Source organism: Rhodanobacter glycinis (assembly GCF_900114325.1).
GTDB classification, from domain to species: Bacteria; Pseudomonadota; Gammaproteobacteria; order Xanthomonadales; family Rhodanobacteraceae; genus Rhodanobacter_A; species Rhodanobacter_A glycinis.
On the sequence record NZ_FOSR01000010.1, the window covers coordinates 126,433 to 148,319 of the forward strand.

Below are 21,887 nucleotides of genomic sequence, written 5' to 3' on the forward strand. Positions count from 1 at the left end.
TCCGCTCCTACATAAACGCGGGGCGGGATATCGGCCTTGGCTTACTCCGGCGTGCCCACGATGCGAACCTGCATGGGCTGCAGTGTTGCGTCGGGCGATGTGGTGGCGTGGTTGCCTAGCAGATCCGTCCACGTGGTGGCGCGGGTGAGCTTCGGGTCGAGCCGTGGTTTTGCATCGGTCTTGCCCAGATTGACCAGCAGCAGCGTGCGCTGCGAGCCGTCTTCGCGCAGGATGCACAGCACCGTGGTGTTGTCGTCGCACAGGATGCGCTGGCTGCCTTCGCGCAGTTCCGCTCGCGCCTGGCGCAATGCCAGCAGCTTGCGGTACCAGTGGTAGAGCGAATCCGGCCGGGCCTTTTCTTCCTGCAGCGAGACGCCGTCGTTCGAGCGGTTGTAGCGGTCCGGCCACCACGGCTTGCTGCCTTCGTACCAGATCGCCGAGCCGGGGGCTTGCAGGTTTGCCTGCCAGCGGAACGCTTCGCGCACGGGAATGCCGATGCCGTCGGACAGCGGGATGCCGCCGGATTTGCCGAAGTTCTTCGGCTGCATGCCGCGCATGCCCAGTTCCTGCCCGTAATAGATCAGCGAGTCGCCCTTGAGCATCAGCTCGATCGCGGCGGCAGCGCGCGCCTTGGCCTGGTCGTCGTGGAAGATCGACATGGAGCGGTCGACGTCGTGGTTTTCCAGGAAGATCACCTGACGTTTGCCCGCTGGCGTGGCGGCATCGGTGGCGCGGATGGCCTTGACGATGGCCTGCTTGTCGAGCGAAAGCAGCGCGCCGCGCAATGGGAAGGCGAACACCATGTCGACATGGCCTTGCGTCAGCCACTTCGTGCCGTAACCCCAATCGGCCTGCTCGGCGAGGATGCCGAGATCCGCGCGGCGTGCTTTCAGGGCGTGGATGATCGGTGCCCAGAAGTGCGCGAACAGGTCCTTGTCCAGCCCCTTGTGATCGAGATCGTCCATCATGTGGTCGAGGCGAAAACCGTCCACGCCGTCGCGGCCGCTGCCGTCCCCGTGCGGGTCGGCCCAGAACAGCAGCAGCTTCTGGAAATACGCCTTCACCGCCGGGTTATTGAGGTTGACCATGGCGATGCCGTAGGACTTGCCGGTGTAGCTCAGCCATTTTGCGCGGCCCATGAAGGGCTCGGCGACGCAGTGACTGGCGTCTTTCCACAGCAGGTAGTCGGCGTACTTCGCGTGGGGTTTGCAGATCGAGGTGCGCCACCATGGATTGCCTTCGGCGACGTACTGGAATTCCTCATCCAGATACACCTTCAGGCCTTGCGCGTGGGCGGCGCGGATGAAGGCGAAGTAGTCCGCCATGGTGCCGTAGGCCGGGTCGATGGCCTTGAACGCGGTGGCGAAATAATTGTGGTAGTACGGCGAGGGCTGCAGTGGCGTGAGCAGGATTGTGGTGGCGCCGAGATGCTTGATGTAGCCGAGTTTGGAGGTCAGCCCCTCGAGGTCGCCGATGCGGTCGCCGTTGGAGTCGCGGAAGCTGCGGAAGAAGATCTGGTAGAGCACCTGGCTGCCGGCCCGGGTTGCTGGCGGCGGTGCAGTGGTTGTTTGCGATGCGGCGGGCGCAGGCATCGCGGTCATGGCCAGCAGGCTGGCGGCGAGCAGGGTGAGCAGCGGTCGTGCGAGGTTCATGCGTCGTCCTCCGTGGCGTGCAGCACATCGCCAAAGAAGCGTAGCGTGCTTTCCAACGTGGTCGTCCAGTAGCGCCAGTCGTGGCCACCGGCGCTCTCGGCGTAATGGTGCGCGATGCCGGCACGTTGCAGTGCGGCGTGCAGTTCGCGGTTGCTTTCCAGGTAGGGGTCGTCGAGGCCGCAGTCGATGCGCAGCGGTGGCAGTGTGTCGGCAGCACCGGCAAGCGCAGCCAGCACGCTGCGATCCGCGGGCGCCGCGCTCCAGCCGTCGCGACGTTCCTCGATCAAGGCGTCGAATTGCCCGGCGCGGGTCACCGCCGATAGTGCGGCGGCGGCGGTGAGGCGCCGTGGATACTTGCCGGCCAGTCGCAGCGCACCGAAGCCGCCCATGCTCAGGCCCGCCAGCAGCAGCGGCGAGCGCGAAGTGCAGCCATCGATCACCTCGCGTGCGAGCGCGGGCACTTCGTCGATGATCCAGCGTTCGCTGTCTTCATCCGTGTGGGCGACATAGCCTGCGCCGTCGCCCGACAAGCCATCCGAGGGCATCAGCAACGCGACCGGTGGCAGCGCACCTTCGTCGATCAGGCGCGCGGTGGTGAGATGTGCCGCACCCTTCAACGCCCACGCCCAGTGCGAGCCGTAAACGCCGTGCAGCAGCACCACGATCGGCACGTCGACCACGCCGCGCGCCGCAGGCGGCACGAACAGGGTGACATCGGCCCGTCGTCCCAGCGCCTTGCTCTTGACGGTGGCGAAGCGGAGTCCGTCCGGCGCGATGGATGGATCGGATGACTCGAGCGTGCGGAAGGTGTCCTCGCTCATGGGCGCCTCACCTGACCTGCTTTCACAGTAGCGCAGCCTGTGCGCGAGAGGTTTTTCACGGTGCCCGGCCAAGAGCATTCGCGCACAGGGTGCGCTCCTACCCGGATTCGGAGAGATGCGTGGATGCTGGACATGGCTCCGGATTCGTTCATGCGATGCGCAACACGCCCTTGCTGCTGCGTCCCTCCAGCATGTCGTCGAAGGCTTCATCCAGCGCTTCCATCGGATAGCGATGGCTGATCAGTCCGGCGAGTTCGAGCCTGCCTTGTGCGACCCAGTCGAACAGGCGCGGGAAGTCGCGCGAGGGAACGCAGCCGCCGTACAGTGGCGCGAGGTAGCGCTTGTTCCAGAACAGGTCGGTGAGCTGCAGCGTGGCCGGGCCGTGCGCGCCGCTCACCTGCAAGGCGTTGCCGCCGTTGCGCGCGAGTTGCAGCGGCAGGAAGGCGAGCGCGGGCAGGCCGGTGGCCTCGAAGGCGTGGTCCACGCCGCGGCCGTCGGTGAGCGTGCGCACATCGGTGACGAGCTGGGCGTGCCTGGTGTCGCCATCGCCATCGCCTGCCAGCATGGTGTGGCTGGCGCCGAGTTCGCGTGCGCGGTCGAGGCGTGCCGGTACGCGGTCGATCGCGATGATGGTGCGCGCACCGGCGATCCGCGCGCCCTGGATCACATTGAGGCCCACGCCGCCGCAGCCGAGCACGACCACCGAATCGCCGGGTGCGACGGCCGCCACGTTCACGGCCGAACCCACGCCAGTCATCACCGCGCAGCCCAGGATGCAGGCGATATCCACGGACAGGCTGGGCGGCAACGGCGTCACCGCCTCGGCGCGTACCAGCGCATAGCGCGAGAAGGTGCCGAGGTGGAAGGAGCGTTCGATCGGCTGCCCGCGCCAGCGCGTGCTGCCGGGGTGGGCGCGGCTGGTGCCGAGGCGTGCCACGTCGAGTTCGTGGGTGCGTTCGCACAGCGAGGCGGCGCCGCGTGCGCATTGCGGGCAGGTGCCGCAGGGGATCGCCCAGTTCAGCAGCACGGGCTGCGCGATCTGCAGCCCTTCCACGCCGTCGCCGAGGGCTTCCACGTAACCCGCGCCCTCGTGGCCCAGCACCAGCGGGCCGGGCCAGCGCAGCGAGGCATGGTCGGTATGGCAGACGCCGGCGGCGCTGATCAGCACGCGCACCTCGCCCGGGCCCGGCGGGTCGACCTCGATCGTCTCGATGCCGAAGCGGCCCTGGCCGTCGGCGATGATCGCCGGGCCGCGGACGACATCAGGCGTCATGTCGAGAACTCGAACAGCACCGGGTTTTTGGGCGTATCGATCACCGCATCCACTTCCGCGCCGGGGCACCAGCGTTCCCAGTCAGCCTGCTGCATGTGGTTGTCCGGTGCCTTCAGGCGCATGTCGCGATCCATGTAGATCACCGTCATCACCGCGCGCGGCTGTGCGGAGCGGTTGGGGCCGGCGCGATGGAAGGTCCAGCCCGAATGGAAACTCACCTCGCCCAGCGCGAACGGTTCGTCCACCACGCGGAAGCCGTGCGCTTCCATGTTCGCGGTGATCGCGCGTTCGCTCTCGTCGGAAATGCCCAGGTCGCGGCCGAATTCCACGTGCTGGCTGCCGGCGAAAAACGCCAGTGGCCCCATGTCCTGCGGCACCGCCTGCAGCGGCACCCACGCGGTGATGGTGCGATCGCTGGCCACCGGCCAGTAATACTGGTCGGCGTGGGCCGGTGTGATGCCGCCAGCCGGTTCCTTGTACAGCGACTGGTCGTGGTACAGCCGCACGCCGTCCACTTGCATGAGCGCCGCGGCGAGCCCGGCGAGGCGCTTGCCGAACACGAACTCGCGCACGGTGTCGCTTTCTTCCCACAGGTTCATCACCTGCAGGAAGGCGCGATCGTACGTGCTGCGCTGTTCCAGCGGCAGCGTCTGCGTGTTCAGCGCGATGGTGAGGCGGGTGATCTCCTCGCCGTAGTGATGCAGCTCGTCGGCGTTGAACACGTCCTTGAGCTTGATGAAGCCGTCGCGCCGGTAATCGGCGATCTGCTGCGGCGACAGCGGATAAGGTCGGTCGAGATCGATCGTCATGTCGTGGTTCCTGTCATGAGCATGCGCGGTGGCTGCTGCGCGATGGACTTATCGTAGGAACGGCGGCGTTCGCAAACATCGGCGGGACGTGTCGAATGACGCGCCGAAACTGTCGGATTCATGACCTGTCCTGGGCCTTCACACGCTCCCGTAGGAGCGCACCCTGTGCGCGAAAGGCCCTCGCGGAAGACTTGCGCAATCCCCTGTCAGAGGCATTCGCGCACAGGGTGCGCTCCTACGTGCCAGTACGCTCGGTTGGCTGCACCCGAAGCGTGAACAACCCGGCGGCGAACAGGCTCACGCCGCCCAGCACCAACGCCCATACCGGCTGGCCATGGAAGAACAGCTTCAGCAATCCACCCAGTACGCTGGCCGCGATCAACTGCGGGATCACGATGAAGAAATTGAAGATGCCCATATAGACGCCCATCTTGGCGGCGGGCAGGTTGTCCGACAGCATCGCGTACGGCAGCGACAGGATCGATGCCCAGGCAAAGCCCACGCCCAGCATCGGCAGCAGCAGCCAGTTCGGGTCGCGGATGAACAGGAACGCCAGCAAGCCCGCGCCGCCCAGCCACAGGTTGATCAGGTGACTGGCGCGCAAGCCCCAGCGGCGCACCATCAGCGGGATGACCAGCGCGGCCAGCGCGGCGAAGCCGTTGTAGGCAGCGAATAGCACGCCGACCCAATTGGCGCCTTCGTTGTACAGCGCCGAATGCGGGTCGTTGGTGCCGAACTGCAGCTGGGTCACGCTGGCGGTGGTGTAGATCCACATCGCGAACAGGGCGAACCACGAGAACAGTTGCACCCAGGCCAGCCGGCGCATTGCATCGGGCATCGCATGCAGGTCGCCCAGCACCTGCGCCAGCATGCCGCGGCTGCGCGTGCGCGCCAGCCACAGCAGCAGGGCGCCGTACACGACCAGCCCGCCCGCCAGCAGATACATCTCCTGCTGCATGTGGAAGCGCTGGATCAGCACGCCGATGATGGCGCCCGCCACGACCCAGGCGATGCCGCCGCGCCAGGCGCCGCGGTGGTCTGCTTCGGCGGTGGTGGCTGGTGCGGGATCGAACGCCTGCAGTTGCTCGGGCGGATATTCGTGCGTGCGGAACACCGTCCACGACACCGCACCCAGCAGGGCCACGCCACCGGCGTAGAACGAATACTTCACCGTGTCGGGAATGCGGCCATCCGGCGCCACGTTGCTGACGCCGCAATGGGCCAGGATCCACGGCAGCATCGAGGCGATGACCGCGCCCACGCCGATGAAGAAACTCTGCAACAGGTAGCCCAGTGGCCGCTGGCGCACCGGCAGCTGATCGGCGACGAAGGCGCGGAACGGTTCCATCGCCACGTTAAAGGTGGCGTCCATCAGCCACAGCAGCACCGCCGCCATCCACAGCACGCCGGCATTCGGCATCCAGAACAGCGCCAGCGTGGCAAGCACCGCGCCGGCAAGGAAGTACGGGCGGCGGCGACCCAGGCGCGTCCAGGTGCGGTCGGAGCAGTGGCCGATGATCGGCTGCACGATCAGGCCGGTCAGCGGCGCGGCGATCCACAGCACCGGAATCTGTTCCAGCGACGCGCCCAGGGTCTGGAAGATGCGGCTGACGTCGGCCGTCTGCAGCGCGAAGCCGAACTGGATGCCGAGGAAGCCGAAGCACATGTTCCAGATTTGCCGGAACGACAGCTCGGGCTTGGCGCGTGCGACGCCGGGTTCGGTCAACACGAAAGCGTCCGGTGGCGGGTTGCGGCGGTCGGCTTCAACGGTCGTCTCCTGGGAGCTTGTCAGGCTTCGGTGGCCGCGTTCGCGGGTGTCCGCCCTAGGCTAGGCCGTATCGCGGTGCAACAACCAGCGCTTGCATACGTATTCATGGCTGGAGTGCCTGCATGCGGCGGGCATACGGAGGCACCAGCGGACCATCGGCGCTCGTGCTCCCTCCCCTGCAAGGTGGCAGGGGAGGGTTGGGGTGGGGTGCTCTTGACCGTGGGCGTCGAGGTACGCAGTGAACCCCCTCCCAGCCTCCCCCTGCTTGCAGGGGGAGGAGCGGGGACCAGTCGCTGGTGCGTCGGGAATCAGTCGTCCCGCGGCGGTGCCGGCGTCTTCAGCTTGCGCAGCGGCTTGCCCTTGTGCAGTGCCACATGGTCGGTCTTGTCGCTGCGGATTTCGTACTGCGGATCGTCTTTGCTGGCGTGGTGGGTATAGCCCTTCCAGTTCACGTCACTGGTGTGCACCTTGGTGATGGTGCCGCGTACGCGACCGGCTTCGGAGTTCCAGCTGACGTGGTCGCCGACCTGGTATGTGCGTGCCATGGCAGGTTCCTCGCGGATGGAGTGGTCGGGAGAGATCAATCCCGGGTAGATCAAGCCTTCGCCACATGCTTGCGCCGCCGGCGTCATCGCGGCGTGTTCGGCGTGATGCGGGCCGAGGATGTGCCACACCTCGCGGCCTGCATGCAGCAGGTAATCGGTGACGATGCGGCGGTGGCAGCGCCACCACACCGCTTCGGCGCACATCACCGCACAGCGGCGCGTGGCCGAGCAGGCCAGCAGTTCGGCCAGACCTTCGCGGAAAGCTGCGGTGAGCGCGTAGTCGGCGTAACGGCGAAAGGCGGGATGTTCCCACCAGGTGTTGCGCGACTCAGCCGTGCGGCCGCCGCGCCGGCCACCCAGCGTGGCGATGTGTCGATAGCCGATGCCGTGGGCGGCCAGGGTTTCGCGCAGCGTGTCCTGGTCGTACTGCGGATGGCGGCGCGAACCGGGCAGGCGTCGCACGTCCACGATTTCTTCCACGCTGTTTTCGGTCAGCAGGGCGAGGAAGTCCTCGATCGGGCGGGTCGAGTGGCCGATGGTGAAGACGGGTAGGGCGGGTGACGTGGGCATGTCGTGCAGCGTGCCACGGGAAGGGTCGAGGCGATGTCACTGCGTAGCCGGTTGTAGGAGCGCACCCTGTGCGCGAAGCTTTCCGTCATGTGACGAAGAGCCTCGCGCACAGGGTGCGCTCCTACAGGTGGCGTCGAGATTTCAGGGCTTGCCGCCACTCCGGATCAACGCCAGCATTTCGTGGCAGGCGCCCATGGTGTGGTAGTCGGTCTTGCCGGCGGGGCTTTTCTCGTCGTCGTACTTGCGGTTGTCCTGGGTGAGGATGCGATACCAGGCGCCGTAACGATGGTCGACCAGGTGCTGCCACGCGTAGGCCCACAGCTTGCCGTACCACGCGTCGTAGGCGGACTCGCCACTGGCCGCGTGCAGCAGGCCCGCGGCAGCCAGCGATTCGGCCTGCACCCAGAAATACTTGTCGCCGTCGCAGACGCTGCCGTCGGGGGCGAAGCCGTAGCACAGGCCACCGTGCTCGTTGTCCCAGGCGTGTTCGACGGCGGCGTCGAACAAATGGCGCGCGGTGGGCAGCAGCCACTCCGGCGCCTGGCGTCCGGCAACGGGCAGTTCGCGCTGCAGGATCATCAGCAGCTTGGCCCACTCGGTCTGGTGGCCGGGCTGGAAACCCCAGGGACGGAACAGATTGCGCGGGTCGTCCTTGTTGTAGTCCGGGTCGATGTTCCATTGCAGGTCGTAGTGTTCCCACACCAGACCGCCGGCCTTGGCGGCCTGGCGTCGGGTCATGTGGTCGGCCAGCAGCAGGGCGCGGTCGAGGTAGCGCGCTTCGTGGCTGGCCTGCCACGCGGCGAGCATCGCTTCGCACATGTGCATGTTGGCGTTCTGGCCGCGGTAGTCGCTGAAGTGCCAGTCGGCGTCGGCCTCGTCGCGATACAGGCCGGCGTCGGCGTCCCAGAAACGCTGTTCGAGCAGATTCCAGGTTTCGTCCATCCACGGCACGGTTTCGTCGAAGCCGGCCTTGCGCGCGGTGGCGTAGGCCAGCAGCACGAAGGCGACGCCGTAGGCGTGGTTGGTGCGATCTTCCGGCTGGCCGTCGCGAATCGTCCAGGTGTAGCCGCCGGTTTGCGGGTTGCGGTGCGTTTCGCGCAGGTAGCGCAAGCCGTGGCGGGTGGCGTCGAGGTAGTCGCGCTGCAAGGTCGCGTCGTCGCCGAATTCCATCGCGGCCATCGCGTAGTTGAAGACGAAGCGCGTGCTGCTGACCAGGTGGCGATGGCTGCGATCGTAGATCGTGCCGTCGTCCTTGAAGTACTGGAAATAGCCGCCGGCCGGATCGATGACGTGCGGGTGATAGAACGCCATGGTGTCGGCGATGTGCTGGCGCAGGACATCGGCCGAGCGGAAGTCGGGCAGCGGTTCGGCGGGAAGGTGGGGGGGCATGCGTGGCGAATTCATGAGTGGCTGATTCAAGAGTGAGTTTCCATGAAGGCCTGGACTTCGGCGTCGTCGGGCATCGCGGTGAACGAGCCCTGACGCGTCACGGTGAGTGCACCGGCGGCGGCGGCGAAGCGCAGCGTGGAATGCAGCCGCGGCAGCTCGGCAACCAGGGCGGGCAATTCGTTGGGACTGATCGCCTGCACGGCGAGTCGGTACAGCAGGCTGCCGACGAAGGCATCGCCGGCGGCGGTGGTGTCGACGGCAGGCACGCGGTAGGCCGGCAGCTCGCCATCCGCATCCGGTGCGAACCAGCGCAGCGATGCGTCGCCGTCGGTCACCACCAGCAGCCGCGTGTGGCCCTGCCACAGGCGTTCGAGCACGGCGGCTTCGCCGTCGGTGGCGAGGTAGGCGAATTCCTCGGCGCTGAGTTTCACCAGGTCGGCCAGGGTCAATGCATCCCACAGCGTGGGATGCGCATCGGCACCGGCCGGCCACAGCGCAGGGCGCAGGTTGAGGTCGAAGCTGACCAGCGCGCCGGCGGCGCGCGCGCGGCGCATGCCTTCGCGGGTGGCTTCGGCCAGGGCCGGGTCGGTCATGCTGTTGGAGCAGACGTGGAAGATCGCGGTATCGGCGAAGGCTTCGGCGCGGAAATGGCGCGGCCGGAACAGCAGGTCGGCCGAGGGTGGCCGGTAGAAGCTGAAGCTGCGCTCGCCACGTGCGTCCAGTGCCACGAAGGCCAGTGCGGTATTGGCTTCATCGGTGCGCACCACGTCGTCCACGCCCACGCCGGCGCGATGCAGACTGTCCAGCAGCAGGTCGCCGAACAGGTCGCTGCCGAGCATGCCGGCGAAACGGGCTTGTCCACCCAGGCGCGCCACCGCCACCGCCACGTTGGCCGGGGCGCCGCCGGCGAAGGGCACGAAGGCGCGCGGATAGCCGTGGCCATCCGTGCCTTCGGCATGGAAATCGATCAGTGCTTCACCAAAACAGAGGATGGATCTCATGTCAGACGGATGCCTCCGTGGTGGGTGCCGCGGCAGGCGTCGGCGTGCGGATCTTCGAACCCGACACGCCATAGAACACGATGTAGGCGTAACACAGCAGCGGCAGCACGAAGGCGTGCTGCAGGCCGATGTGGTCGGCCAGCACGCCGAGCAGGTACGGGATCACCGCGCCGCCCACGATGGCCATGATCAGCAGGCTCGACGCCTTGCTGGTCATCGGCCCGAGCCGCTCGATGCCGAGTGCGAAGATGGTCGGGAACATGATCGAGTTGAACAGCCCGATGATGATGATGCTGAACATCGCCACGTTGCCGTGGGTGCTCATGGTGGTGAGCACCAGCAGCGCGTTGATCACCGCAAAAACGCTCAGCAGCTTGCGTGGCGACAGGAACGCCATCAGCCACGAACCGAGGAAGCGCCCGACCATCGCGCCGCCCCAGTAGAACGAGGTGTAGTAGGCCGCCTGCTGCTCGCTGATGTGGCCGATGTCCGGCATCGCCAGGTAGTTCACCATGGCGCTGCCGATCGACACTTCCGCGCCGACGTAGAAGAAAATGCCGAGCACGCCGAACAGCACGTGCGGATGGCGCAGCACATCGGCATAGGTGTGGTGGCCCACGTCGGCCTGGTCGGTGGCTTCGCGCAGGGCGGGCAGGCGGAACAGCCACACGAACACGGCCAGCAGGAACAGCACGATGGCCAGGCCGATATACGGCCCCTGCACGGCATGCGCCTGCTGCGCCTGGTAAGCGAGCTGGTCGGCGCCGGCCATGTGCGCGATGTCGTCCGGGCTTTTCACCACCGCCGACAGGATCAGCTTGCCGCCGAACCACAGCGCCAGCGCGGTACCCAGCGAGTTCAGCGCTTGCGCCAGGGTGAGGCGGCTGGAGCTGGTGCGCTCCGGGCCGAGCAGGGATACGTACGGATTGGCGGCCACCTGCAGCACGGTGATGCCGGTGGCGAGCACGAACAGCGCGCCGAGGAATGCGTCGTACAGATGCAGCGCCGCGGCGGGCCAGAAGCCGAGCGCGCCGATGCCGGCGATGGCCAGTCCCGCCACCACGCCGTTCTTGTAGCCCAGCCGGGCGACCAGCTTGCCGGCCGGCAGCGCCATCAGGAAGTACGCGCCGAAGAAGGTCGACTGCACCAGCATCACCTGGGCGTAATCGAGCTGGAATGTCGATTTGAGGTGCGGAATCAGGATGTCGTTCAGTGCGGTCAGCAGACCCCACATGAAGAACACCGTGGTGATCACGCCCAGGGCCATCGGGAAGTCGGTATAGCGCTGGCCTCCGCCGGGGGCGGGCGTGGACTGGCTGGCAGGCGGTGCAGTGAAGGCCATGCGGATTCTCCCTGGAATCAGGCGGCGGGTGGTGGGCAGCTGCTTTCGCGCACGACCAGCTTCACCGGTGCAATGGTGTGGCCGACGGGCGTGTCGGGATGTTGCAGACGCTGCATCAGCAGCGCGGCGGCTTGCTTGCCGCGTTCGCGCGGCACGGTGGACAGCGTGGTGAGCGGCGGCATGCTCACCTGTGCTTCGGCGATATCGTCGAAGCCGGTGATCGCGAAATCATGGCCGGGGCGGCGACCGTGCTGGTACAGGCCCAGCATCAGGCCCAGCGCCACGGCGTCGTTGTAGCAGACCGCCGCGGTGGGCGAGGTCTTGCCGGCGAACAGCGCCGCGGTCTGGCGGGCGGCGTCCAGGCGGGTGGGCGCGCTTTCGACCATCCAGTGCGATTCCACGCGCAGTCCGGCCGCGTGCATCGCCTGTCGATAGCCTTCGCGGCGCTGGCGGCACGAGCTGGAGTCGCGATGGCCGCCGAAGAAGGCGATGCGCTTGTGGCCCAGTGCGATCAGGTGCTCGGTGGCCATTTGCGCGCCGCGCTGGTTGTCCAGCGCCAGCGTGTCCCAGTGGGCGATCTCGGGCACGCTGCCGTCCAGCTCGCGGTTGAACAGCAGCAGCGGCATGTGGCTGCCCACCGCCGCCAGTACCTTGCGTGCATCGCTGCCTTCGGCCGGCGACAGGATGATGCCGCCCGGACCGTGTTCCACCAGCGAGCCGAGCACGGCCTCTTCGCGCGCGGGCGATTCGGCGGTGCTGCCCAGCAACGTGACGAAGCCGGCGCCGGCGACCGCTTCGTCCACGCCGGCGGCGAATTCGGCGAAGAACGGGTTGGCCAGGTCGTTGAGCACCAGCGCGATGCTGGATGACGTGCGGCGGCGCAAATTGGCGGCGGCGCGGTTGTAGACGTACCCTTGTCGGCGCAGTTCCTCTTCCACCCGCGCTCGCGTGTGTTTGTTCACCAGCGGACTGCCCCGCAACACCAACGACACGGTGGCGCGCGAGACATTGCAGCCAGCCGCGATATCGCTCAGGGTGACCTTGCGCCGAACCTGCGGAGTGCTTCCCATCGTGGATGTTCCCCGGTTTGTAACGATCCAAATGTAACCGAATCTTGCCGATTGCGGGAGATTCGTGATAGCTGCAGTGCAGCATGCAGGCTTCGCCGGTGGGTGCTAGCTTGCTGCATTTGTAACGATCCAAATGGCCGGCTGGCCCGCAACCGAGGAATCCCGATGACCCGTCGTCCATCCCGCTTCTGGCTTCCCGCCTTGCTCACCGCCGCGGTCGGCCTGTGGCCGGTGCTGGCGTCCGCCGCCGCGCCCGGGCATGCCGGCTCGGTCGATCCGAGCATCGGTACCGGTGGCGATGGCCATACTTTTCCCGGCGCCACGGTGCCGTTCGGCATGATCCAGTTGTCGCCGGATACCGCGATGCCGGATTTCAAGCACGCCTACAAGTGGGCCGCCGGCTACCAGTATGGCGACCCGACCATCATGGGCTTCTCGCACACGCATTTCTCCGGTTCCGGTCATTCGGACATGGGCGACGTGCTGGTCATGCCGATTGCCGGCGACGTGAAGCTGGACCCGGGTGACCCGACCAAGCCGGGCAGCGGTTACCGCTCGCGCTTCAGCCATGCCACCGAAGTGGAGCACGCCGGCTATTACGCAGTGACGCTGGCGGATTACGGCGTGCGTGCCGAGCTGACCGCCGGGCGTCGCGTGGGCTGGCATCGCTACACCTTTCCCAAGGACAAGCCGGCGCATGTGCTGCTCGACCTGCGCCCCAGCATCTACGACTACCCGGGCAAGGTGCTGTGGGCGCGCCTGCGCGTGCGCCCGGACGGCACCGTCAGCGGTTGTCGCACCACTCGCGGCTGGGCGCCGGGTCGGCAGCTCTGCTTCGCGATGCGCTTCAACCAGCCGATGGTCTCGCGCACGCTGTACGACCGCGAGACGAACGTGGTCTACAAGGGTTTCAAGGGCCCGGGCAACCAGCCGCAGGACCACGATGCCGAGAACGGCCGCGCGCTGGAAGGCGTGTTCGACTTCGGCAAGCTGAAGTCGCCGCTGGTGGTGAAGGTGTCCATATCGTCGGTAAGCGAGGCGAACGCGATCGCCAACCTCGACCAGGACGGCAAGGGCTGGGATTTCGATGCCCGCCGTGCCGAGGCCACCGCGATGTGGAACAAGGCGCTGTCGTCGATCGACGTGTCCGGCACGAAGACGCAGCAGACCCAGTTCTACACCGCGCTGTACCACGCGATGCTGTCGCCCACGCTGAGCATGGACGTCAATGGCGAATACCGCGGGCCGGATCATGAAGTGCACACGGCCAAGGGTTTCGACTTCTATTCGAGCTGGTCGTTGTGGGATGTCTATCGCGCGCAGCAGCCGTTGATGGTGCTGCTGCGGCCCGATCTCAGCACCGATTTCATCCAGTCATTGATCGCCGCGCAGCAGGCCAGCCCGTTCGGCATCCTGCCGGTGTGGGCATATCAGGGGCTGGAGACCTGGTGCATGATCGGCTACCACGCGGTGCCGGTGATTGCCGATGCGTACCTGAAGGGCGTGCGCGGTTTCGACGCCAATGCGGCGATGAAGGCGATGGTCGCCAGCGCCACCTATGGCCCGTACGGCGACCTGGCCGACTACATGAAACTCGGCTACGTGCCGATCGACAAGGAGCCGGAAGCGGCCTCCAAGACCCTGGAATATGCCTACGACGACTGGTCGCTGGCGCAGATGGCCACGGCGATGGGCAAGACCAGGATTGCCGCCACCTTCGACAAGCGCGCCACCAACTGGCGCAACGCATGGGATCCGAAAACCGGCTTCATGCGCGCCAAGCTCAGCAACGGCCAGTTCCGCACGCCGTTCGACCCCACCTATGCCGGTTACGGCAGCGATTACACCGAAGGCAACGCGTGGCAGTACTCGTGGTACGTGCCACAGGACGTGGCCGGGCTGATCACGGCGATGGGCGGCGATGCGAAATTCGATGCCAAGCTGGATGAACTGTTCGACGCCAAGGTCGATCCGTCGCACTTCAAGAACGTGGAAGACATCACCGGCCTGATCGGCTGGTACGCCCACGGCAACGAGCCCAGCCATCACATCGCCTATCTGTACGACTACGCCGGCGAGCCGTGGAAGACGCAGGAGCGGCTGAAACAGATCATGGAGACCCAGTACGCCGCGCGACCGGATGGCCTCAGCGGCAACGACGACCTCGGCCAGATGTCGGCCTGGTACATCTTCACCGCACTGGGCTTCTACCCGGTGACGCCGGCCAGCGACCAGTACGCGATCGGCCGACCGTTCGTGCCGAAGGCGGTGATCCACCTGACCAACGGCCATACCTTCACCGTGGTGGCCGATCACCTGGACGCTGCGCATCCCTATGTGGGCAAGGTGACGCTGAACGGCAAGCCGCTGGACCGGGTGTATCTGCACCACGCCGAGATCCTTGCCGGCGGCGAGCTGCACTTCACCATGCAGGCCACGCCGAATCGCAGCTGGGGGCATGATCTTGCGGCGCGTCCGACGTCGATGAGCCGGTACGGGCAGTAATCGTGGTTTCCGGACTCCCGCGCCATGCATGGCGCGGGGTCGGCACGGTGATCCCGCGCACACGGGGCAGGCTGGCGCGCTTGCGGAAACATGCCAGAATGCCTTGTCATGCCTATGAGGGACCCGACGATGATCCGTAGGGGGATGCGGGATGTGGTGGCGCTGCGCTGGCGCATCGTCAGCCTGCTGTTCGCCGTGCTCGTGATCGTTGCGCTTCCCTACATGATTACCCGCAGCGGTGCGCAACAGGCGTTGGGTGCCGGTGCGCAGGTCACCCGCTCGGCCGAGACCAGCGCGCTGGTCTACCGCATCGCCTATGTGGTGCGCGACAGCGAGGCGGCGATCTACCGGTTGATCGGCGGTGAACACACCGCGACCGAATTGGCCCGCGCGCAACGTGCCGACCACGACGTGCCGCAATTGCTGGAATCCCTGCGCGAGCGAACCAGCGACAACGCCGGACAACAGCGGCTGGTGACCTCGCTGGCCGCCGCCGTGGCGGGACGGCTGGCGCTGATGGACCAGGCCTTGCTGTTGTATCAGCGCGGTGACGCGGCCGGTGCCAATGCCTCCATGCGCGATGCCAGCCGGCTGTACAACATCGACAGCCTGACCACGCACATGGCCGCCAGCCAGGAAGGCATCCTGGAGCAGCGGCGCCTCGATGCGCAGAAGCAATCGTTCGACAGCAGCCTGGTGCTGGGCATCACCGCGGCGGCGCAGATCCTGTTGCTGGTCATCGTGGTGGTGGTGTCCGAACGACAGATCGGCAAGCGCCTGCGGGCGGAGACGCGCGAAGAACAGGCCGTGCGACGTTCGCGCCTGATCGTGCAGACGGTGCGCGAGCCGATCGCGCTGCTCGACGAAGATCTGTGCACGCTGCTGGTCAATGCGGCCTTCAGCGAGTTGTACGGCGTGGCGCAGGATGTCCGTGCGCAGCCGCTGGCCGGGATCGGCGATGGTGCGTGGAGCGATGGCGCGCTGCTGCAGCGGCTCACTGACGTGCTGGTACGCGACCGCGAGCTGTGGGATTACGAACTGATCCAGCGCACCGTCGACGACGTGGAACGCCACGTGGTGATCAACGCGCGCCGGTTGCAGCAGGACAACGACAAGCCCGCGTTGCTGCTGACGGTGAGCGACGTTACCGCGCGCGCGCTGGTCGAGCAGCAGGTGAACGACCTCAACCGCCAGCTCGAAGGCAAGGTGGCGCAGGTTTCCGACGTCAATCGCGAGCTGGAGGCGTTCAGTTATTCCGTCTCGCACGACCTGCGTGCGCCGTTGCGCCATATCGCCGGTTTTGCCGGCAAGCTGGAGCAACACCTGGGCGACCAGGCCGACGAGCGCGCGCATCATTACCTGGACGTGATCGGCGACGCGTCGAAGCGGATGGCCCAGCTGATCGACGACCTGCTGGTGTTCTCGCGGCTGGGGCGCGGCGCCCTGCGACTGCAACCGGTGGACATGCAATCGCTGGTGGAGGAAGCGCGTGCGATGGCCGAGTCGGAGGCCATCGGGCGGCACATCACCTGGAAGATCGATCCGTTGCCGATCGTCATCGGCGACGAAAACATGCTGCGCACCGTGTGGCAGAACCTGATCGGCAACGCGGTGAAATACACCGGCCATCGCGAGGATGCGCACATCCAGGTCACCACGCGGCGCACGCGCCAGGGTGACCACGAATTTACCGTCGCCGACAACGGCGCCGGTTTCGACATGCAGTACGCCGGCAAGTTGTTCGGCGTGTTCCAGCGGCTGCATCGCTCCTCCGAGTTTCCCGGCAACGGCATCGGCCTGGCCAACGTGCGGCGCATCGTCACGCGCCACGGTGGCCGCACCTGGGCCGAGGGCGAGCCGGACGAAGGGGCACGTTTCCACTTCACGCTGTCGGCCGCCGAGCCGACGCCGTCCCATACACGAGAGACTTCATGAAACAAGCTTTCCTGCGCCCCATCCTGCTGGTCGAAGACAGCCTGGCCGATGCCGAGATGGCGATGGATGCCCTGCGGGAGGCCAACCTGGCCAACCCGGTGGTGCATGTCGAGGATGGCGTGGATTGCCTGGACTGGCTGTACGCGCGCGGCGCCTTCGACGGCCGTGGCAGCGGCGACCCGGCGGTGGTGCTGCTGGACATCAAGATGCCGCGCATGGACGGGCTGGAGGTGCTTACCCACATGCGCCAGGACGAAAGGTTTCGCCGCGTGCCGGTGGTGATCCTGTCGTCCTCGCGCGAGGAACGCGACCTGGCGCGCAGTTGGGACCTGGGCGCCAACGCCTACGTGATCAAGCCGGTGGACGTGGCGCAATTTTTCGACGCCGTGCGTACGCTGGGTCAATTCTGGGCGGTACTGAACCAGTCACCGGAGCCCGATTGAAACAACCTAGGAGCGTGGGCGGCAGAAATCCTCCGGGCTGCAAAAGTGTCTGCGTGGTCCATATGTCCGTCGCTTCTTGGCCCATAGAACCACTATGGACCGGCGAATCGTCGAAAATCTGTCCTCACGCAGCCACTTTTTCGCCTCGAAAGTTTCTACCGCCCACGCTCCGTACACGTCGAACGGCAACAGACAGGGATATCGTGGCTCAAGCACGCACATGAACGACAAACAGAACCATCCGGCCACCTTGCCGACGATTCGGGTATTGCAGGTGGAAGACAGCCGGCCCGATGCAGAGCTGGCGTTGGCCGAACTGGAAGCGGACGGCATCGCCTGCGAAACGCGCGTGGTCGACGACGAGGCGCGCTACCTCGAAGCGCTGGACGAATTCCAGCCGCACATCGTGTTGTCGGACCTCAGCCTGCCCGGCTTCTCCGGCCAGCGCGCGCTGGCCTTGCTGCGCGAGCGTGACGGCGAGCTGCCTTTCATCTATGTCTCCGCCACGCTGGGTGAGGAGGCGGCGATCGAGGCACTGCGCAACGGCGCCACCGACTACATCCTCAAGCAGAACCCGGCGCGACTGGCCAGCGCGGTGCGTCGGGCGCTGCGCGAGGCCGAGGCGCAGCGTGCCCATCGCCGTGCCGAAACGGAGCTGATGCGCGCCCAGCGCTTCGAAAGCCTGGCCATGCTCGCCGGTGGCCTCAGCCACGACTTGCGCAACATGCTGCAGCCGCTGCTGCTGGCCGGCGACAGCCTGCAGGACTACAAGGACGATCCACGCCTGGCGCGGCTGGGTGCGCTGGTGCGCGACTGTGGTCGGCGCGGGCTGGACATGGTGCAGTCGATGCTCTCGTTCGCACGTGGTGCGCGCCGGGCCGAGCAACTGCGACTGGGCAACCTGCTCGATGCGCTGGGCCTGCTGCTGCAGGGCAGCGTGCCGCATTCCGTGCGGCTTACCATCGACATGCCCGACCCCGAGCTCAGCTTCCAGGGCAACCATACCGAGCTGCAGCAATGCCTGCTCAACCTCTGCCTGAATGCGATCCAGGCCATGCCCGATGGCGGCGAGCTGCGCGTCGAGACGTCACAGGTCACCTTGCCGACGGACTTCTTCCTGGAAGAGGAGGAGCCGCGCAGCGGGCCTTATTTGCGCGTGGCCGTGATCGATACCGGCACGGGCATGGACGACGCGACGCTGGCACGGCTGTTCGAGCCCTTCTTCACCACCAAGGAAACCGGCACCGGGCTGGGCCTGCTGTCATGCAAGCGCATCATCGCCAGCCACGGCGGCCTGATGCGAGTGGAGAGTTCGCCGGGCCAGGGCACCCATTTCCATTTGTACATTCCGCTGGTCGAGCTGGCGGCCGACATGGCCGGCGAGGAAGATGCCGAGAGCTTGCAGGGCAACGCCGAGCGCGTGCTTGCCGTGGCCGAGGAGATTGCGCTGCTGTCGCTGCTCAGCGACACGCTGGATGCCTGGGGCTACCAGGTCCACGCCAGCCAGAGCGGCACCGCCGCACTGCAATGGATCGAGGCCGGCAGCCTGCCGGACCTGGTGCTGCTGGATGCCGACATGAGCCTGTTCACCGCCGAACGGACACTGACGGCGCTGACCGATCGCGGCTACGTCGGCGCGGTGATCATGCTCGCCAGCGCCGACCATCCACCGGCCCCCGAATCCCTGCCACCGTTGCCGCGCCTACATGTGCTCGACAAGCCGTTCTCCACCAGCAAGCTGCTGCACTGCCTGCGCCGGGCGCTGGTGGGCGATAGGGAGTGCGACTGAGGTCGCGGTGGAAAGGTACGTTCGCCCCAGGCAGCAGGTCATCTGCGGCCGAAGTGCAAAGGTGTGCCGCTTCGCTTGTCGCCATGGTGAAGTCTGGTAGTCTCCCGGCTCGACCATTCCGCTCGGGTGGTCGGGGGAATCCTGGGGGATCAATGCTCGGCTACTACTTCGACCTGGCACTGCGCAGTTGTCGGCGCAGCAAGGCGTTGACGGCGCTCGTGGTGGTACTGATGGGCTGTGGGGTAGCCACCTGCATGATTTCCTTCGCGGTGTTTCGAGCTGCTGCGGCCGACCCGATTCCGCAGAAGTCGCACCAGTTGTTCGTGCCGCAGATCGACAACTTCGGACCGGCGCACAACTGGAAGAGCGAGCCGCCGATCCTGCTCAGCTATAGGGATGCCGAAGCGTTGTTGCATGCGCGTCAGGCGCGGCGGCAGGTGCTGATCTACGGCAGCAAGTGGACGGTGCTGCCGGATGACGCGCGGCAGCCGCCGTTCCCGCAGGAAGGCGATGCGGTGAGCAGCGATTTCTTCGCGATGTTCGACGCGCGGTTCCGCTACGGTGGCGGCTGGTCGAGCCATGCTGACGAGCAGCGCGCGGCGGTGGTAGTCATCAGCAGTGCGCTCAACCAGAAGCTGTTCGGCGGCGCGAACAGCGTGGGTCGCGAGATCAACCTGGATGCGCACGTCTATCGCATCGTCGGTGTGCTGGACGACTGGGAGCCGCGTCCGCGTTTCTTCGATGTGGCCAGTACGTACTATCCCTTCAGTCATCCGCGACAGCTCTATCTCCCGTTCAGTCGTGCCATCGACCTGCACAAGGCCACCACGGGGCAGTTCTATTGCAGCACGAATACCGTCGATCCCGACCTGCCGGACTGGAACAGCGTTCTGCGCAGCGAATGCGCATGGATCGCGGCCTGGGTGGAACTGCCTGCGCGCGCCGACGTGGCGCATTATCGCGACTGGCTACGCAACTACGCGGCCGAACAGCAACGCCTCGGTCGTTTCGACTGGCCGCCGAACGTGCGCCTGTCCGATGTCATGCAATGGCTGCGCCAGGATGGTAATAACGTGATACCGAAATCGTCGACGTTGTCGCTGATCGTCTCGGTGAGTTTCCTGCTGATCTGTCTCGTCAACGTGGTCGGCCTGATGCTGGCTCGCTTCATGCGGCGCGCGCCGGAGATCGGCGTGCGCCGCGCACTGGGGGCGTCGCGCGGAGCGATCTATCGCCAGTTTCTGATCGAGGCGGCGGTGATCGGGCTTGCCGGTGGTCTGCTGGGCCTGCTGTTGACGGCCCTGGGCATGGCTGGCATCGGCAAGGTGTTTGAGCCGGAGATCGCTCAGCTGACACGGTTGGATGCGTCGCTGTTCCTGTTGACCGTCGTGGTCGCGTTGCTCGTTACCTTGATCGCCGCTCTGTATCCCACTTGGCGTGCCGCCCATGTGCAGCCGGCGTGGCAGCTGAAGGTGAACGGATGAGCGTGGCGATGCAGATGCGTCCGATCCTCGCCGCGCTGCGCCGGCACAAGATGGCCACGCTGTTGATCGTGCTGCAGATCGCGCTGACTCTTGCGGTGGTGAGTAACGCGTTGTTCATCGTCAAAACGCGGGTGGTGCATCTGTCGCGCCCGAGCGGCGTCGACGAGGCGCACCTGTTCGCGATCAACAACCAGTGGATCGGCCAGCCGGACGTGCCGCATATCCAAGCGCAGATGAACGCCGACCTGGCGACCCTGCGCAAGCTGCCGGGCGTGCGTGACGCGTTTGCCAGCCAGGCTTATCCGATGGAAGAGAGCGGTGGTGGCCTGGTGCGCCTCAAGCACCAGATCGAGCAGAAGAAGCTGCAGCTGGCGCTGTCCTATTTTGCCGATGAACATGCACTCGGTACATTCGGTATCACGCTGGTGGCCGGGCGCAACTTCCGTGCCGACGAGATCGCCAGCCTCGGCCCGAATGACAAGGTGGTGCCGGCGGTGATCATCATCACGCGCGACCTGGCCCGCAAGCTTTTCCCCGGGGGCTCGGCAGTGGGCCAGCGCGTCTATCTCCGGGACGACGGCCCGAGCACGATCATCGGCGTGGTCGACCGGCTGGAAGGCAGCTACGCGGGCAGCGGCGTACGTTCGATCGACGAGGACACGGTGCTGGTGCCGGCGCGCTACGCCAGCCCCGATGACGGCGTGGTCTACCTGGTGCGCGCGCAGGCGGGTCAGCTGGACAAGTTGCTACATGCGGCGCCGGCAGCGTTGCTTGCGCAGAACCGCATGCGACTGATCAGTCCGGACGATGGCGTGGTCACGCTGGTGCAGGCCCGCGAAAAGGCCTACACCACCGATCGCGGCGTGGCGATCATGATGGCTGCGATGTGCGGCCTGCTGTTGCTGGCGACAGCGGGCGGCATCGTCGGCCTGAGCAGTTTCTGGGTCGGTCAGCGGCGTCGGTCGATCGGCGTGCGACGTGCGCTGGGCGCGACGCGGGGCGACATTCTGCGCTACTTCCAGGTGGAGAACGCCCTGATCGTGGCTGCCGGTATCGGTTTGGGCGTAGTACTGGGCATCGCCGCGAACCTGTCGCTGATGGCGCACTACGAACTGCCGCGGATGCCGCTCTGGGTGCTTGGAGTCGGCGCATTGCTGTTGTGGTTGCTCGGTCAGGTAGCGGTGCTGGGTCCGGCACGGCGCGCGGCATCGGTTCCGCCGGTGGAGGCCACGCGCTCGGTGTGAGGGCACCCCGCCTGCCGTGCCCGCACGTGGCCGACAAGCTGTGAGCGCTTACAGCCCTACGCAACGCGCATCACGCCCTTGCTCGTCATTCCGGCGCAGGCCGGAATCCAGTGAGGGTCACGCTTGCCCAAGCCGTACAGTCGCTGGATTCCAGCTTGCGCTGGAATGACGGTGAGGGAAGTAAGCCATGGGCCAGCAAAGAGAAGGGACTCACTGGCCGGCAGGCCAGCGAAAGCCTGCTATGGGT

At 66.3% G+C, this 21,887-nt stretch carries 16 protein-coding genes; 6 read left to right on the top strand and 10 right to left on the bottom strand.

The features are described from left to right. Positions 1-41 precede the first annotated feature (41 nt). From BMY90_RS12095 to BMY90_RS12140, 10 genes are all read right to left on the bottom strand, one after another. Positions 42-1,652 (bottom strand): alpha-amylase family glycosyl hydrolase, encoded by a 1,611-nt coding sequence (locus BMY90_RS12095; RefSeq protein ID WP_092704225.1) that lies wholly within the window; start codon positions 1,650-1,652, stop codon positions 42-44. Beyond that, positions 1,649-2,473: an alpha/beta hydrolase gene (locus BMY90_RS12100; RefSeq protein WP_092704227.1), complete on the bottom strand. Its 825-nt coding sequence runs from the start codon at positions 2,471-2,473 to the stop codon at positions 1,649-1,651. The genes BMY90_RS12095 and BMY90_RS12100 overlap by 4 nt, the downstream gene beginning before the upstream one ends. A 148-nt stretch (positions 2,474-2,621) precedes the next feature. Beyond that, complete coding sequence (locus tag BMY90_RS12105) at positions 2,622-3,746, bottom strand: zinc-binding dehydrogenase (RefSeq protein WP_092704229.1); 1,125 nt, start codon at positions 3,744-3,746, stop codon at positions 2,622-2,624. Further along, positions 3,743-4,555, bottom strand: coding sequence for a phytanoyl-CoA dioxygenase family protein (locus tag BMY90_RS12110; RefSeq protein WP_092704231.1), 813 nt, complete (start codon positions 4,553-4,555; stop codon positions 3,743-3,745). Before BMY90_RS12110 ends, BMY90_RS12105 begins: the two co-directional genes overlap by 4 nt. A 235-nt stretch (positions 4,556-4,790) precedes the next feature. Then, positions 4,791-6,281, bottom strand: a complete 1,491-nt coding sequence (locus BMY90_RS12115) for an MFS transporter (RefSeq protein ID WP_425438662.1) — start codon at positions 6,279-6,281, stop codon at positions 4,791-4,793. 350 nt (positions 6,282-6,631) lie between these two features. Then, positions 6,632-7,438 (bottom strand): HVA1 family protein, encoded by an 807-nt coding sequence (locus tag BMY90_RS17525; protein WP_092704233.1) that lies wholly within the window; start codon positions 7,436-7,438, stop codon positions 6,632-6,634. A gap of 141 nt (positions 7,439-7,579) precedes the next feature. After that, entirely contained in the window at positions 7,580-8,827 is a 1,248-nt protein-coding gene (locus BMY90_RS12125; protein WP_092704292.1) for an AGE family epimerase/isomerase, read from the bottom strand. 26 nt (positions 8,828-8,853) lie between these two features. Beyond that, positions 8,854-9,828 (bottom strand): carbohydrate kinase family protein, encoded by a 975-nt coding sequence (locus BMY90_RS12130; protein WP_092704235.1) that lies wholly within the window; start codon positions 9,826-9,828, stop codon positions 8,854-8,856. A 1-nt stretch (position 9,829) separates the two neighbouring features. Beyond that, positions 9,830-11,170 carry an L-fucose:H+ symporter permease gene (gene fucP, locus BMY90_RS12135; protein WP_008212993.1) on the bottom strand — a complete coding sequence of 447 codons (1,341 nt, stop codon included), beginning with the start codon at positions 11,168-11,170 and terminating at the stop codon, positions 9,830-9,832. A 17-nt stretch (positions 11,171-11,187) separates the two neighbouring features. Then, the gene (locus BMY90_RS12140; RefSeq protein WP_092704237.1) at positions 11,188-12,240 is read right to left on the bottom strand and encodes a LacI family DNA-binding transcriptional regulator; all 1,053 of its coding nucleotides are present in this window, start codon (positions 12,238-12,240) and stop codon (positions 11,188-11,190) included. 165 nt (positions 12,241-12,405) lie between these two features. Between BMY90_RS12140 and BMY90_RS12145 the strand changes: the two genes are divergently transcribed. The 6 genes from BMY90_RS12145 to BMY90_RS12170 all read left to right on the top strand — a co-directional run bounded on the left by BMY90_RS12145 (position 12,406) and on the right by BMY90_RS12170 (position 21,640). Next, a complete protein-coding gene (locus tag BMY90_RS12145; protein ID WP_092704239.1) occupies positions 12,406-14,745 on the top strand; it encodes a GH92 family glycosyl hydrolase in 2,340 nt (779 codons plus the stop codon). 129 nt (positions 14,746-14,874) lie between these two features. Further along, complete coding sequence (locus tag BMY90_RS12150; protein ID WP_245735031.1) at positions 14,875-16,680, top strand: sensor histidine kinase; 1,806 nt, start codon at positions 14,875-14,877, stop codon at positions 16,678-16,680. Beyond that, a complete protein-coding gene (locus BMY90_RS12155; protein ID WP_092704243.1) occupies positions 16,677-17,123 on the top strand; it encodes a response regulator in 447 nt (148 codons plus the stop codon). Before BMY90_RS12150 ends, BMY90_RS12155 begins: the two co-directional genes overlap by 4 nt. A 220-nt stretch (positions 17,124-17,343) precedes the next feature. After that, positions 17,344-18,912, top strand: coding sequence for a response regulator (locus BMY90_RS12160; RefSeq protein WP_175481562.1), 1,569 nt, complete (start codon positions 17,344-17,346; stop codon positions 18,910-18,912). Positions 18,913-19,064: 152 nt separating this feature from the next. Beyond that, positions 19,065-20,396, top strand: a complete 1,332-nt coding sequence (locus tag BMY90_RS12165) for an FtsX-like permease family protein (protein ID WP_092704244.1) — start codon at positions 19,065-19,067, stop codon at positions 20,394-20,396. Continuing rightward, positions 20,393-21,640: an ABC transporter permease gene (locus BMY90_RS12170; protein WP_092704246.1), complete on the top strand. Its 1,248-nt coding sequence runs from the start codon at positions 20,393-20,395 to the stop codon at positions 21,638-21,640. Before BMY90_RS12165 ends, BMY90_RS12170 begins: the two co-directional genes overlap by 4 nt. The last annotated feature ends 247 nt before the right edge of the window (positions 21,641-21,887 follow it).

Coding starts and splice junctions, on each gene's coding strand:
- BMY90_RS12095 (WP_092704225.1), bottom strand. CDS start 1,652: ATGAACCTCGCACGACCGCTGCTCACCCTGCTCGCCGCCAGCCTGCTG.
- BMY90_RS12100 (WP_092704227.1), bottom strand. CDS start 2,473: ATGAGCGAGGACACCTTCCGCACGCTCGAGTCATCCGATCCATCCATC.
- BMY90_RS12105 (WP_092704229.1), bottom strand. CDS start 3,746: ATGACGCCTGATGTCGTCCGCGGCCCGGCGATCATCGCCGACGGCCAG.
- BMY90_RS12110 (WP_092704231.1), bottom strand. CDS start 4,555: ATGACGATCGATCTCGACCGACCTTATCCGCTGTCGCCGCAGCAGATC.
- BMY90_RS17525 (WP_092704233.1), bottom strand. CDS start 7,438: ATGCCCACGTCACCCGCCCTACCCGTCTTCACCATCGGCCACTCGACC.
- BMY90_RS12125 (WP_092704292.1), bottom strand. CDS start 8,827: ATGCCCCCCCACCTTCCCGCCGAACCGCTGCCCGACTTCCGCTCGGCC.
- BMY90_RS12130 (WP_092704235.1), bottom strand. CDS start 9,828: ATGAGATCCATCCTCTGTTTTGGTGAAGCACTGATCGATTTCCATGCC.
- fucP (WP_008212993.1), bottom strand. CDS start 11,170: ATGGCCTTCACTGCACCGCCTGCCAGCCAGTCCACGCCCGCCCCCGGC.
- BMY90_RS12140 (WP_092704237.1), bottom strand. CDS start 12,240: ATGGGAAGCACTCCGCAGGTTCGGCGCAAGGTCACCCTGAGCGATATC.
- BMY90_RS12145 (WP_092704239.1), top strand. CDS start 12,406: ATGACCCGTCGTCCATCCCGCTTCTGGCTTCCCGCCTTGCTCACCGCC.
- BMY90_RS12150 (WP_245735031.1), top strand. CDS start 14,875: ATGATCCGTAGGGGGATGCGGGATGTGGTGGCGCTGCGCTGGCGCATC.
- BMY90_RS12155 (WP_092704243.1), top strand. CDS start 16,677: ATGAAACAAGCTTTCCTGCGCCCCATCCTGCTGGTCGAAGACAGCCTG.
- BMY90_RS12160 (WP_175481562.1), top strand. CDS start 17,344: ATGAACGACAAACAGAACCATCCGGCCACCTTGCCGACGATTCGGGTA.
- BMY90_RS12165 (WP_092704244.1), top strand. CDS start 19,065: ATGCTCGGCTACTACTTCGACCTGGCACTGCGCAGTTGTCGGCGCAGC.
- BMY90_RS12170 (WP_092704246.1), top strand. CDS start 20,393: ATGAGCGTGGCGATGCAGATGCGTCCGATCCTCGCCGCGCTGCGCCGG.